This is a genomic window from Agrococcus sediminis, from assembly GCF_007923295.1.
GTDB classification, from domain to species: Bacteria; Actinomycetota; Actinomycetes; order Actinomycetales; family Microbacteriaceae; genus Agrococcus; species Agrococcus sediminis.
Genome location: NZ_VOIR01000014.1, coordinates 252362 through 266195 on the forward strand (window position 1 = coordinate 252362; position 13834 = coordinate 266195).

Sequence of the window (13834 nt, forward strand, 5' to 3'; positions counted from 1 at the left end):
AGGATGCTCAGCCGAGCGAGGACTCCAGGATCGCCTGCAGCTCCTGCGACGAGCGCTTCGCGGAGCCCGTCGCGGGGCTCGCGGATGCGGCGCGGCCGACCACCTTGAGCGTGCGGCCGTGCAGGTGGCGGGGGAGCGCGAGGTGCACGAACGGCCACGCGCCCTGGTTGAGCGGCTCCTCCTGCACCCAGACGAGCTGCGCGTTCGGGTAGCGGTCGACGGCGGCGTTGATCTCGTCCACCGGCAGCGGGTAGAGCTGCTCGACCCGCACGAGCGCGATGTCGCTGCGGCCGCGCTTGGCGAGCTCGGCCTTCAGGTCGTAGTGGATCTTGCCCGAGTGCAGCAGCACGCGCGTGACAGCGCCCGCGTCCTGCACCTGCTGGTCGTCGATCACCGGCTGGAAGCGGCCGCTCGTGAAGTCCTCGACCGCGCTCGTCGCGTCGCGCAGGCGCAGCATGGCCTTCGGCGTGAAGACCACGAGCGGGCGGCGCGGACGCGCGTACGCCTGGCGGCGCAGCAGGTGGAAGTGGTTCGCGGGCGTCGACGGCCGGGCGATCGTCATGTTGTTCTCGGCCGACAGCTGCAGGAACCGCTCGATGCGGGCCGAGGAGTGGTCGGGGCCGGCGCCCTCGTAGCCGTGCGGCAGCAGCAGCACGAGCGACGACTGCTGGTTCCACTTCTGCTCGGCCGAGGCGAGGAACTCGTCGATCACGATCTGCGCGCCGTTGGCGAAGTCGCCGAACTGCGCCTCCCACAGCACGAGCGCATCGGGCCGCTCGACCGAGTAGCCGTACTCGAACGCCATCGCCGCGTACTCGCTCAGCAGCGAGTCGTAGATCGACAGGCGCCCCTGCTGCTCGCCGAGGTTCGCGAGCGGCAGCCACTCCTGGCCGTTGTGCCGGTCGTGCATGACCGCGTGCCGCTGCACGAAGGTGCCGCGACGCGTGTCCTGGCCCGACATGCGCACCGGCGTGCCCTCGAGCAGCAGCGAGCCGAGCGCGAGCAGCTCGCCGAACGCCCAGTCGACGCCGCCCTCGCGGCTCGCCTTGACGCGCTTGTCGAGCACCTGCTTGACCTTCGGGTGCACCGTGAACGACTCGGGCGCGTTGCCGTGCGCGTCGCCGATGGCGGCGATGACGGATGCGTCGACACCGGTCGTCTCGGGCTCGCCCGCGACCGCCTGCTCGGCGTGCGGCGTGACGATGGGCATCGAGCCGGTTGCCGCGGCGTGCGTCTCCATGAACGCCTGCTCGAGCTTGCCCTGGAAGTCGGCCTGCGCCGCCTCGTACTCGTCCTTCGTGATGTCGCCACGGCCGACGAGGTTCTCGGCGTAGAGCGTGCGCACCGAGCGCTTGGCCTCGATGAGCGAGTACATGAGCGGCTGCGTCATCGTGGGGTCGTCGCCCTCGTTGTGCCCGCGGCGGCGGTAGCAGATGAGGTCGACGACGATGTCGCGCTTGAACTCCTGGCGGTACTGGAACGCGAGCTCGGCGACCCGCACGACGGCCTCGGGGTCGTCGCCGTTCACGTGCAGCACGGGCGCGTGGATCGACTTCGCGATGTCGGTCGCGTAGGTCGACGAGCGCGACTCGCTCGGCGGCGTCGTGAAGCCGAGCTGGTTGTTGACGACCAGGTGGATGGTGCCGCCGGTCTGGTAGGCCCGCAGCTGCGAGAGCTGGTGCGTCTCGAAGACCACGCCCTGGCCGGCGTTCGCCGCGTCGCCGTGCACGAGGATCGGGAGCACGGAGTGCTCGCCGTCGCCGATGCGGTCCTGCTTGGCGCGGACGATGCCCTCGAGCACGCCGTTGACCGCCTCGAGGTGCGAGGGGTTCGCGGCGAGGTAGACCGGCACGGTCGAGCCGTCGGCGGCGGTGAACTCTCCCTGGTTGCCCAGGTGGTACTTCACGTCGCCGGAGCCCTGGAAGACGGCGGCGCCCTCGAACTCCTGGAAGACCTGCCCGTAGGTCTTGCCGGCGATCGAGGTCAGCACGTTGAGGCGGCCGCGGTGCGGCATGCCGATCGCGACCTCGTCGAGGCCCGCCTCGGCGCTGCCGGCGAGGACGGCGTCGAGGAACGCGATCATCGACTCGGCGCCCTCGAGCGAGAAGCGCTTCTGGCCGACGTACTTCGTCTGCAGGAACGTCTCGAACGCCTCGGCCTCGTTGAGCTTGCGCAGGATGCGCATCTGCTCGTCGTGCGTGGGCTTGACGTACGGCACCTCGAGGTGGCTCTGGAACCACTGGCGCTGCGCCGGGTCGGCGATGTGCATGTACTCGATGCCGATGGTGCGGCAGTAGGTGTCGCGCAGCACGCCGAGGATGTCGCGCAGCAGCGCCGAGCGCTTGCCGCCGAAGCCGCCGGTGACGAACTCGCGGTCGAGGTCCCAGAACGACAGGCCGTGCTGCTCGATCTCGAGGTCGGGGTGGGTGCGCTGCACGTACTCGAGCGGGTCGATGTCGGCCATGAGGTGGCCGCGCACACGGAACGAGTTGATGAGCTGCGCGACGCGCGTCTGCTTCGAGAGCTCGTCGGCGGCGCGCACGGAGACGTCGGTCGACCACTTGATCGGCTCGTACGGGATGCGCAGGTCGGCGAAGATGCCGCGGTAGAAGTCCTGCTCGCCCACGAGCAGCCCGTGCACGATCTTCAGGAACTCGCCCGAGCCTGCGCCCTGGATCACGCGGTGGTCGTAGGTCGAGGTCATCGTGACCGTCTTGCCGATGCCCGCCTCGGCGAGCCGCTCCGGGCTCGAGCCCATGAACTCCGCCGGGTAGTCGAGCGCGCCCACGCCGATGATGGCGCCCTGGCCCTGCATGAGGCGCGGCACCGAGTGCACAGTGCCGATGCCGCCCGGGTTCGTGAGCGAGATGGTGGTGCCGGCGAAGTCGCCGGCCTCGAGCTTGTTGGCCCGCGCCTTCTTGACGAGCGCCTCGTACGCGGCCACGAACTCCGAGAAGTCCAGCGTCTCGCAGCTCTTGATGCTCGGCACGAGCAGCGCGCGCGAGCCGTCGGGCTTCGGCATGTCGATCGCGATGCCGAGGTTGATGTGCGGCGGGGCGACCATCGCGGGCTTGCCGTCGATCTCGTCGTAGTAGACGTTCTGGCTCGGGAAGGCCTTGAGCGCCTGCACGAGGGCGTAGCCGATGATGTGCGTGAACGAGACCTTGCCGCCGCGCGTGCGGCGCAGGTGGTTGTTGATGACGATGCGCTGGTCGATCATCAGCTTCGCCGGCACGGTGCGCACGCTCGTCGCGGTCGGCACCGACAGCGACTTGTCCATGTTGGCGGCGAGCGACTTCGGCATGCCGCGGAGGGTCGTGACGACCGGCTCCTCGGTCGGCTTCGCCTCCTTCGCCGCCTGCTTGTCGCTCGCGGTCGGCGCGTCGGCGGGCACGGGCTTCGGGCGCGCCGCCTGCCGGGTCGTGCGGGCGACGATGCCGCCGTCGGCCTTCGCGGGGGCGGGCGTGTCGGCCTGGCCCTCGGTGTTCTCCTGCGGCGCGTCCTGGTTGCGCTGGCCCTCGCCCGAGTCGACGGGCTGGTCGGGGCGCGACTCGGCGCGGACCGGCTTCCGCGGCGGCGCGGGCTGCTTGGGCGGAGCGGGCGTCGCGGCGGGAGCGGCGGGCGCCTCGGTCGCCGGCGCGGGCTTCGGCGGCTCTGCGGTGGCCGTCGCGGTCGCGGCCTTCGGCGCCTCGCTCATGCCGGTGGCGGCACCGCCGCCGTCACGCTGCGCGGCGTACCGCTCGAGGATGGGCCACCACGACTGGGCGACCGACCCCCTGTCCTTCACGAAGAGCTGGTACTGCTCCTCGACGAGCCACTCGTTCGCTCCGAAGTCACTGTCGTCCGCCGGGCTGGACACGGTATCGATCGCCTCTTCCGATGTTCTTCTCGGGCATGCCGCAGGCAGTCCGCGGCGACATCGCCCTCCAGCATAGTCGCGCCGCGGCCGCGCTCAGTGCCGCAGGCCGAGCTCCGCGAGGTCGACGCCGGCGGCCTCGACGGCGAGCAGCATGACCTCGCGTCGCCAGACGACGCGCGGCTCGAAGCGCAGCGGCATGCCGGCCTCGCTCGGCGTGCGGTCGCCCTTCGCGCCGTTGCACGCCACGCACGCCGTGATGGTGTTGAGCCACGTCGATGCGCCGCCGCGCGAGGCGGGGTGGATGTGGTCGATCGTCGCGCCCGGCCCCTCGCAGTAGGCGCAGCGGCGGCGGTCGCGGTCGAGCACGCCCCGCCTGCTCCACGGCATGCGGTCGTACAGCCGGGTGTGGGGGATCTGCACGTACTCGTTGAAGACCACGACGCGCGGCACGGGCAGCTCGAGGGAGTTCGACCGGATCGTGCCGTCGGCGGCGAGCATGATCTGCGCCCGCTCCTTGACGATGAACGCGACGGCGCGCTGCAGCGAGGCGACCCCGATCGGCTCGAGCGTCGCGTTGAGCACCACCACCTGCGCGGTCATCGCACTGCCTCCAGGGACATGGTGCACCACGCCGGTGAACGGGGGCTATGGGCGCGCGAGCGCGTGGGCGGCTCGGCGTAGCTTCGGGCCATGGATGTCGCGGTCGTGCCGCTGGCGCACGGCGAGCGCATGGCGGTGGCGACGCTCGACGCCGAGCGGGCCGTCGACGTGCGCGTCCACGACGCGCAGCGCATCGCCGACGACGAGCGCCTGACGCGGGCAGGCGTGCGCCTCGTCTGGCAGGACGCGCGCGCGGTCGTGCCGGCGCTGCTCGCGGCCGGGGTGCGCATCGAGCGCGCGCGCGACGTGCGGCTCGTGCACCGCATCCTCGCCGACGCGCGCGGGCTCCCGCTCGAGGAGCGCTGGGCGCGCCCGCTGCGCCGCGACGCCGAGGGCCTCTTCTCGCTCGCGCCCGAGGCCGAGCCGCTCGACGAGCTCGCGCTGCAGCTCGGCGCCCAGGAGCGCGCGATCGGGGCCGACACGGGCCTCGCGATGCTGGCCGGGGCGGAGTCGATGGGGGCGGTGGTCGCGACCGAGCTCGGCCGCGAGGGCCTGCCGTTCGACCGCGCGAGGCACGATGCGCTGCTCGTCGAGGCGCTCGGCGAGCGCGGCGCCGGCGCCGGCGGCAGGCCGCGGCGCATGGAGCAGCTCGCCGGCGAGGTGCGCGCCGCGCTCGGCGAGCCCGGCCTCAACCCCGACTCGCCGCAGGAGGTGCTGCGGGCGCTGCGGCGCGCGGGCCTCGACGCGTCCTCGACGGCGCGATGGGAGCTGCGCGAGCTCGAGCACCCCGCGATCGCGCCGCTGCTGGCGTACAAGCGGCTCTCGCGGCTGCACACGGCCAACGGCTGGGCGTGGGCGCAGCGGTGGGCGCGGGTCGACGAGCGGGGCCGCTGCCGGCTCGCGATCGAGTACGTGCCGGGAGGCGTCGTCACCGGCCGGTGGGCGACTGAGGGCTCGGGGGCGATGCAGATCGCGCGGCAGATCCGCGGCGCGGTCGCGGCCGAGCCCGGCATGCGCCTCGTGGTCGCCGACGCCGCGCAGCTCGAGCCGCGCGCGCTCGCCGCGCTCGCCCGCGACGAGGCGCTCGCGGAGGCGGGGCGCGGTGCCGACCTCTACCAGGGGCTCGTCGACCGGGGCGTGGTCGACAGCCGCCAGCACGGCAAGCTCGGCATGCTGGGCGCCCTCTACGGCGGCACGACCGGCGAGTCGGCGGTGGTGCTGCCGCGCCTCGCCCGCGCCTATCCGAAGGCGCTCGCGGCGGTCGAGCAGGCGGCGCGGGCCGGTGAGCGGCGCGAGCGCGTGCGCACGTGGCTCGGGCGCACGTCGCCGCTGCCGCCGCGCTGGCGCGACGACGAGCGCGGCGCCCGGCAGGCGCGGGCCTGGGGCCGGTTCACGCGCAACTTCGTCGTGCAGGGCACCGCCGCCGAGTGGGCGCTCGCCTGGATGGCCGGCGTGCGCCGCGCGATCCGCGACGTCGAGGGCGCGGCGCTCGTGTGCTTCCTGCACGACGAGGTGATCGTGCAGGCGCCGGCGGAGCACGCGGATGCGGTGGCCGAGTCGGTGCGCGAGGCGGCGGCGCTCGCGGGCCGCGTGCTCTTCGGCGACTTCCCGGTCGACTTCCCGGTGCAGACCGCGGTCGTCGACGACTGGGGTCAGGCGAAGGACTGACCGCTCTACCCTGGTGGCATGCGCTTCATCGACGACCTGCCGGAGCACGACCTCACCTACTCCGACGTGTTCCTGGTCCCCAGCCGCAGCGACGTCGGCTCCCGCATGAGCGTCGACCTCTCGCCCGACGACGGCACGGGCGCGTCGCTGCCGATCGTCGCCTCGAACATGAGCTCGGTCACCGGCCCGCGCATGGCGGCGACGCTCGCGCGGCGCGGCGGCATGGCGGTGCTCACGCAGGATCCGCCGCTGGAGGAGACGGTCGCGTCGATCGACTGGGTGAAGGCGCAGCCGGTGCGGCTCGAGTCGCCGCACCGGGCGAGCGCCGACGACGTCGTGCAGGACGTGCTCGAGCGGGTGCCGGCGATGGCCGGGCACGCGGTGGTCGTCGAGGACGCCGACGGCACGCTGCTCGGCGCGATCCCGGCGGAGCGGCTCGGCTCGGCGCTCGGCGACGCGCGGCTCGGCGACCTGCTGCACTCGCACCTGTCGCACCTGTCGCCCTCGGACGCGGCCGACGGCCGCGCGATGTTCGCCGCGCTCGAGCGCGAGGGCGTCGACGTCGCGCCGGTCGTCGAGGAGGGCAGGGCGATCGGGATCGCCTCGCGCCTCGGCGCCATCCGCTCGGACATCTACCGGCCCGCCCTCGACGCATCCGGCCGCTTGAGCGTCGCCGCCGCGGTCGGCATCAACGGCGACCCGGGAGCGAAGGCGAAGGCGCTCGTCGACGCAGGGGCAGACGTGATCGTCGTCGACACGGCGCACGGCCACCAGGAGGGGATGCTGCGGGCGCTCGAGGCCGTCCGCGCCGCGGTGGGCGACGACGTGCCGGTCGCCGCGGGCAACATCGTCTCGTCCGACGGCGTCCGCGACCTCGTCGCGGCGGGCGCGTCGATCCTGAAGGTGGGCGTCGGGCCCGGCGCCATGTGCACGACGCGCATGATGACGGCCGTCGGGCGGCCGCAGTTCTCGGCGGTGCTCGACACCTCGGCGACGGCCATCGAGCTCGGCGCGCGCGTGTGGGCCGACGGCGGCGTGCGCTACCCGCGCGACGTGGCGCTCGCGCTCGCGGCCGGCGCCTCGAGCGTCATGATCGGCTCGTGGTTCGCCGGCACGATCGAGGCGCCCGGGAGGCTGCAGCGCGACGGGCAGGGCCGCCTGTACAAGGAGTCGTGGGGCATGGCCTCGACGCGTGCGGTGCTGGGGCGCTTCGGGCAGCTCGACGCCTACGAGCTCGCGCGCAAGCGGCTCTTCGCCGAGGGCATCTCGTCGTCGACGATCCTGCTCGACCCGCAGCGGCCGAGCGTCGAGGACCTCGTCGACATGATCACCGCCGGCGTGCGGTCGTCCTTCACGTACGCGGGGGCCGACACGGTGCCCGCGTTCCGCGAGCGGGCGCGCGTCGGGGTGCAGTCGGCCGCCGGCTACGAGGAGGGCAAGGCGCTGCCGGTCTCGTGGTGAGGCCGGGTAGGATGCCCGGGTGAACGACGACAGTCATAGTCCCTCGCCGGACCCGATCCGCTGATGGATGCGATCCTCATCTCCATCGGCGTGGTGCTCACGATCGGGACCGGCCTCTTCGTGGCAAGCGAGTTCGCGCTCGTCAACCTCGACCGCTCCGAGCTCGAGGCGCGCCGCGCCCGCGGCGAGGGCCGGCTCGAGGGCACCATCAAGGCGCTGCGCCAGACGTCCACGCACCTCTCGAGCGCGCAGCTGGGCATCACGCTCACGACGCTGCTCACCGGCTACACGATGGAGCCGGCGATCTCGCGCCAGCTCACGCCCGTGCTGGTCTCGTGGGGGCTCGACGAGGGCTTCGCGGGGCCCCTCGCGAGCGTGATCGCCATGACCGGGGCCACGGTGCTCTCGATGATCGTCGGCGAGCTCGTGCCCAAGAACTTCGCGCTCGCGCGGCCGCTCGGCACCGCGATCGCCGTCACGCCCTTCCAGCGCGCCTTCACCGCGATCTTCAAGCCGGCCGTGCTGGCGCTCAACGGCTCCGCCAACGGCATCCTGCGCTCCATCGGCCTCGAGCCGAAGGAGGAGCTCTCGGGCGCCCGCACCGCCGAGGAGCTCTCGACGCTCGTGCGGCGCAGCGCCATGGAGGGCGCGCTCGACGCCGGGGCGGCCACGCTGCTCTCCCGCACGCTCCGCTTCTCCGAGCTGAGCGCCGGCGACGTCATGACGCCGCGCCCGCGCGTGCAGGCGATCGAGCGCTCCGAGTCGGTGGCCGACCTCGTCGCCCTCGCGCACGCGACCGGGCTGTCCCGGTTCCCCGTCATCGACGGCGACCTCGACGAGGTGCAGGGCATCGCCCACATCAAGCAGGCGATCGCCGTGCCGCGCGATCGCCGCGCCGACGTGCCGGTCGCCGCGATCGCCGAGGAGCCGCACCGCGTGCCGGAGTCGCTGCACCTCGATGCGCTGCTGTCGGACCTCAAGGAGCGCGGCTACCAGATGGCGATCATCGTCGACGAGTACGGCGGCACCGCCGGCATCGCGACCCTCGAGGACCTCATCGAGGAGGTCGTCGGCGAGGTGGCCGACGAGCACGACCGCCACCTCGTCGAGGTCGTGCAGGGCCCCGGATGGGTGACGTTCCCGGGCTCGCTGCGCCCCGACGAGCTGCTCGAGCGCACGCGCGTCGCCGTGCCGCCCGACGGCCCCTACGAGACGATCGGCGGCTTCATCATGGCCGAGCTGGGCTCGCTGCCCGCCGTCGGCGACACGGTCGACGTCGAGGGCGGCAGCCTGCGCGTCGAGCGCGTCGACGGCCGCCGCGTCGACCGCGTGCGGTTCACCGCGAGGCCCACCGCGACCGAGGAGGGGCACCGATGAGCGAGGACTGGCTGGGCATCCTCTGGCTCGTGATCCTGCTGGTCGCGAACGCCTTCTTCGTCGGCGCCGAGTTCGCCGTCATCTCGGCGCGGCGCAGCCAGATCGAGCCGCTCGCCGACCGCGGCAACCGCGCCGCGAAGCTCGCGCTGTGGGCGATGGAGCACGTCTCGCTCATGCTGGCGATGTGCCAGCTCGGCATCACGATCTGCTCGCTGCTCATCCTCAACGTCTCCGAGCCGGCGATCCACCACCTGCTCGAGGGGCCGCTCGCGTTCACGGGCCTCGCGCCCGAGGTCGTGTCGGTCGTGGCGTTCGTGATCGCGCTGCTGCTCGTCACGTACCTGCACGTCGTGCTCGGCGAGATGGTGCCGAAGAACGCCGCGTTCTCGGTGCCCGACCGCGCGGTGCTGCTGCTCGCCCCGCCGCTCGTGCTCATCTCGCGCGTGTTCAAGCCCGTCATCTGGGTGATGAACGCGGTCGCGAACGGCATCCTGCGGCTCTTCCGCGTCGAGCCGGTCGACGAGGCGTCGAGCACCTTCACGATCGACGAGGTCGAGACGATCGTCGAGACCTCGAAGCGCGAGGGGCTGCTGTTCGACCCGACGGGCGCCATCTCGCGCACGTTCGAGTTCACCGAGCGCCGGGTGCGCGACGTGGCGCTGCCGCTCGACGAGATCGTCACGCTGCCCGCGGGCGCGACGCCCGGCGACGTCGAGGCGGCCGTGCGCGAGCGCGGCTTCTCGCGCTACGTGATCTCCGACGCCGAGGGCCACCCGACGGGCTACGTGCACATCAAGGACGTGCTGGGCGCCGACGACGTGCAGGCCGACGAGCCCGTGCCGGCCAAGCGCATCCGCCAGCTCGCCTCGATCTACGAGGAGTCCGACGTCGAGGACGCGCTCGCGATCATGCGCTCGACGGGCGCGCACATCGCGCGGTCGTTCGACGCGGAGGGCGCGACGACCGGCCTGCTGTTCCTCGAGGACATCATCGAGGAGCTCGTCGGCGAGGTCCGCGACGCCACGAGGAGGCTCTTCTGACGCGCGACCGGGCGTGGCTGTGGCTCGCGTTCGGGGGCGTGCACGCGCTCCTCGCGATCCTCTCCATCCCGAGCGTCTCGGACGCCTACGGCGACGTGCTCTACGTCTACCCGTCGTGGGTGGAGCGCGGCGAGCAGGGGGAGTGGCTCGGGGTCGACGTGCCGTGGGTGTACCCGCTGCTGGCGTGGGCGCCGATCCTCGTGGCCGACGTGCTGGGCCCGGATGCGCTGCCGCTCGTGTGGATGCTCATGGTGACGGCCCTCGACGCGGTCGCGCTGCGCATGCTGCTCGACGTGCCGCGCGGGCGCACGATGGCGTGGACGTGGCTCGGGCTGCAGCTCGCGCTCGGGCCCGTCGCGCTCGGCCGCATCGACACGGTCGCGGTCGCGGTCTGCATCATCGGCCTCGCGGTGCTGCGCGGGGGCCGTCCGGGCATCGCGGCGGCGGCGTTCACCGTCGCGGCGTGGATGAAGGTGTGGCCCGGCGTGCTCTACCTCGCGATGCTCATCGCGCGGCGGGAGCGGATGCGCGTGCTCGCCGCGGGCGCGCTCGTGTCGGCGGCGGTGCTGGGCGTCGCGCTGCTGCTGGGGTCGGAGCACTCGCTGTCGTTCCTGACGCAGCAGGAGGACCGCGGGCTGCAGATCGAGGCGATCGCGGCGACCCCGTACATGTGGGCCGCGACGGTCGACGAGGCGCTCGTGTTCTTCGACCGCCAGATCTGGACGTTCCAGGTGGGCGGCGACGGCGTGCGCACGGTCTCGGCGCTGGCGACGCCCGTGCTCGTGGCCGTCGTGGTGCTGCTGTGCGCGGTCGGCGCGATCGCGGTGCGGCGCTCGCACGGGCGCGAGGCGATCGTGTGGCTCGCGGTGGCGATGGTCGCGGCGCTCATCGTCACGAACAAGGTCGGCTCGCCGCAGTTCGTGCTGTGGCTCGTCGTGCCCGCGCTGCTGCTCGCCGAGGCGGGCGCGCGCCGGCACTGGCGGGGCGTCGGGGCGATCGCGCTCGTCGCGGTGCTCACCCAGGTGCAGTTCCCCTGGACCTACGACTGGCTCGTGGTCGCGCATCCGGCCGCCGTGCTGCTGCTCACGGTGCGGAACCTCGTGCACGTCGGCATCCTCGTCGGCGCGGTGTGGATGCTGCTGCGGGCCGCGCGGCGCGGGCCGTTCGCCGTCTCAGCCGAGGAGCGTCGTGAGCAGGTCGCCCACGCGGCGGGACTCGATGAGGAAGGCGTCGTGGCCGAAGCCGCTCTCGAGCACGACGGGCTCGGGGCCCGAGACGCTCGTCGGGAGCCCGGCCGCGAGCCGCTGCTGATCGGCGACCGGGAAGAGCCGGTCGCTCGTGATGCCGACGACGAGCGCCAGTGAGGTGACGCGCTCGAGCGCAGCCTCGACGCCGCCGCGCCCGCGCCCGACGTCGTGCGTGCTCATCGCGTCGACGAGCCGCACGTAGGAGCCCGCGTCGAAGCGGCGCGTGAAGCGGTTGCCGTGCACGTCGAGGTACGACTCGACCTGGAAGCGGCCGCCGTGGAGCGGGTCGACGCTCGACTGCCACTCGCGCCGGAAGCGCTCGTTGAGCTCGTGCGGCGAGCGGTAGCCGAGCATGGCCATGCGGCGCGCGAGGGCGAGCCCGCGCGCGGGGCCCGCGTGGCCGGGCAGGTCGTAGAAGTCGCCGCCGAGCCAGCCCGGGTCGGTCGTGACGGCCTCGATCTGCAGCGTGTTCTGGGCGATCTGGTCGGCGCTCGTCGCCGCGTTCGAGGCGAGCAGCGCCGCGCTGCCGACGCGCTCGGGGTGCTCGATCGCCCACTCGAGCGCGTGCATGCCGCCCATCGAGCCGCCGACGACCGCGTGCCAGCGCTCGATGCCGAGCGCGTCGGCGAGGCGGCGCTGCGCCTCCACCTGGTCGCGGATCGTCACGCGCGGGAAGCGGGAGCCCCACTCGACGCCGTCGTGGTCGAGGGATGCGGGCCCGGTGGAGCCCTGGCAGCCGCCCAGCATGTTCGGGGCGACGACGAAGAACCGGTCGGTGTCGATCGCGAGCCCCGGGCCGACGACGTCCTCCCACCAGCCGGCGGTCGCGTGCCCGGGTCCCGCGGGGCCGCGGACGTGGCTGTCGCCCGTGAGCGCGTGGAGCACGAGCACGGCGTTGCCGCGCCGCTCGTCGAGGCGACCCCACGTCTCGTAGGCGAGCACCGCATCCGTCACCGTGCCGCCCGCCTCGACCGCGAGGTCGCCGATGCGGGCGAAGCGCCGGTCGCCGGGGTCGTCGCCGGGCCGCCAGGCGCCCGTGACCGGCACGGGGCGCGCGTCGGTCGCGGCGGCGTGGGTGGATGCGGGGTCGGCGAGCCGGGAGGCGGGCACCCTGGCGGCGGGCTGGGCGTCGTCGCTCAGCTGCCAGTCCACGGGTGCCCGCCTCCGCCCGGTCTCAGGCCGCGGCCGCGTCGAGCTCCGCCGCCTTCGCGGCGGCCGCCTCGAGGCCGCGGCCGAGGTCGGCGATGAGGTCGTCGACGTGCTCGATGCCGACCGAGAGGCGCACGAGGCCCGGCGTAACGCCGGCGGTGAGCTGCTGCTCGGGCGTCAGCTGCGCGTGGGTCGTCGAGGCCGGGTGGATGACGAGCGAGCGCACGTCGCCGATGTTCGCCAGGTGGCTGAAGAGCTCGAGCGACTCGACGAGCGCCTTGCCCGCCTCGACGCCGCCGGCGAGCTCGAACGACAGCACCGCGCCGGTGCCGCGCGGCGCGATCTGCTGGCCGCGCTCGTGCCACGGGCTCGACGGGAGGCCCGCGTAGTGCACCTGCGTCACCTGCGGGTGCGCCTGCAGGAACTGCGCGACGGCGGTGGCGTTCGCGACGTGGCGGTCGAGGCGCAGCGAGAGCGTCTCGATGCCCTGCAGCAGCTGCCACGCGGTGTCGGGGGAGGAGGATGCGCCGACGTCGCGCAGCAGCGTCACGCGCGCCTTGATGATGTAGGCGATCGCGTCCCCGAGCGCCTCGGTGAAGGTGACGCCGTGGTACGACTCGTCGGGCGTCGTGAGGCCCGGGAACTTGTCCGACGCCGACCACGCGAAGCGCCCGCCGTCGACGATGGCGCCGGCGACGACGGAGCCGTGGCCGCCGAGGAACTTCGTCGCCGAGTGCACGACGATGTCGGCGCCGTGCTCGAGCGGGCGGATGAGGTACGGCGTCGCGATCGTGTTGTCGACGATGAGCGGCACCCCGGCGTCGTGGGCGACGCTCGAGACGCCCGCGATGTCGAGCAGGTTGATGCGCGGGTTGCCGATCGTCTCGGCGAACAGCGCCTTCGTGTTGGGGCGGATGGCGCGGCGCCACTCGTCGAGGTCGTCCTGGTCCTCGACGAAGGTCACCTCGACGCCGAGCTTCCGCAGCGTGAAGTGGAAGAGGTTGTAGGTGCCGCCGTAGATCGACGACGACGAGACGATGTGGTCGCCGGCGTTCGCGATGTTGAGGATCGCGTAGGTGGTCGCGGCCTGGCCCGAGGCGAGGAGGAGGGCGGCGCTGCCCCCTTCGAGCGCGGCGATGCGCTGCTCGACGACCTCGTTGGTCGGGTTCATGATGCGCGAGTAGATGTTGCCGAACTCGGCGAGGCCGAAGAGGCGCGCGGCGTGGTCGGCGTTGTCGAACACGTAGGAGGTGGTGCGGTAGACGGGCGTGATGCGCGCCTTGGTGGTGGGGTCGGGCTGCGCGCCCGCGTGCACCTGCAGGGTCTCGAACTTCCAGTCGCTCATGGCGGTCTCCTCGGGTGGGCTGGGGCTCAGGTCGTGCTCCAGCGTGCGCCGTCCGGGCGCTGCGCGCCAGGAGGGTGCGACGCGCGGC

The 13834-nt window shown here is 73.2% G+C and carries 8 protein-coding genes and 1 pseudogene; 5 read left to right on the forward strand and 4 right to left on the reverse strand.

All coding sequences use genetic code 11. The annotated features are described in order from the left end of the window. Nucleotides 1-7: 7 nt before the first annotated feature. Both FQ330_RS08800 and FQ330_RS08805 read right to left on the reverse strand, forming a co-directional pair. On the reverse strand, nucleotides 8-3859 hold the full coding sequence (locus FQ330_RS08800) for a multifunctional oxoglutarate decarboxylase/oxoglutarate dehydrogenase thiamine pyrophosphate-binding subunit/dihydrolipoyllysine-residue succinyltransferase subunit (protein ID WP_146356826.1): 3852 nt from the start codon (nucleotides 3857-3859) through the stop codon (nucleotides 8-10). 93 nt (nucleotides 3860-3952) lie between these two features. Beyond that, a complete protein-coding gene (locus tag FQ330_RS08805; RefSeq protein WP_146356828.1) occupies nucleotides 3953-4459 on the reverse strand; it encodes an HNH endonuclease in 507 nt (168 codons plus the stop codon). A 90-nt stretch (nucleotides 4460-4549) separates the two neighbouring features. Between FQ330_RS08805 and FQ330_RS08810 the strand changes: the two genes are divergently transcribed. From FQ330_RS08810 to FQ330_RS13570, 5 genes and pseudogenes are all read left to right on the forward strand, one after another. Continuing rightward, nucleotides 4550-6127, forward strand: a complete 1578-nt coding sequence (locus FQ330_RS08810) for a bifunctional 3'-5' exonuclease/DNA polymerase (RefSeq protein WP_146356830.1) — start codon at nucleotides 4550-4552, stop codon at nucleotides 6125-6127. Between the two features lie 18 nt (nucleotides 6128-6145). Then, complete coding sequence (gene guaB1 / locus FQ330_RS08815) at nucleotides 6146-7588, forward strand: GMP reductase (protein ID WP_146356832.1); 1443 nt, start codon at nucleotides 6146-6148, stop codon at nucleotides 7586-7588. Nucleotides 7589-7651: 63 nt separating this feature from the next. After that, on the forward strand, nucleotides 7652-8965 hold the full coding sequence (locus tag FQ330_RS08820) for a hemolysin family protein (RefSeq protein WP_146356834.1): 1314 nt from the start codon (nucleotides 7652-7654) through the stop codon (nucleotides 8963-8965). Beyond that, nucleotides 8962-10005, forward strand: a complete 1044-nt coding sequence (locus tag FQ330_RS08825; protein WP_128189667.1) for a hemolysin family protein — start codon at nucleotides 8962-8964, stop codon at nucleotides 10003-10005. Before FQ330_RS08820 ends, FQ330_RS08825 begins: the two co-directional genes overlap by 4 nt. Nucleotides 10006-10172: 167 nt before the next feature. Further along, nucleotides 10173-10883: pseudogene (locus tag FQ330_RS13570) on the forward strand (glycosyltransferase 87 family protein); the annotation flags it as partial. Between the two features lie 294 nt (nucleotides 10884-11177). Here FQ330_RS13570 and metX read toward each other — a convergent pair. Both metX and FQ330_RS08840 read right to left on the reverse strand, forming a co-directional pair. After that, entirely contained in the window at nucleotides 11178-12404 is a 1227-nt protein-coding gene (gene metX / locus FQ330_RS08835) for a homoserine O-acetyltransferase MetX (RefSeq protein ID WP_146356836.1), read from the reverse strand. 22 nt (nucleotides 12405-12426) lie between these two features. After that, nucleotides 12427-13746, reverse strand: coding sequence for a bifunctional o-acetylhomoserine/o-acetylserine sulfhydrylase (locus FQ330_RS08840; RefSeq protein WP_146356838.1), 1320 nt, complete (start codon nucleotides 13744-13746; stop codon nucleotides 12427-12429). Nucleotides 13747-13834 lie beyond the last annotated feature (88 nt).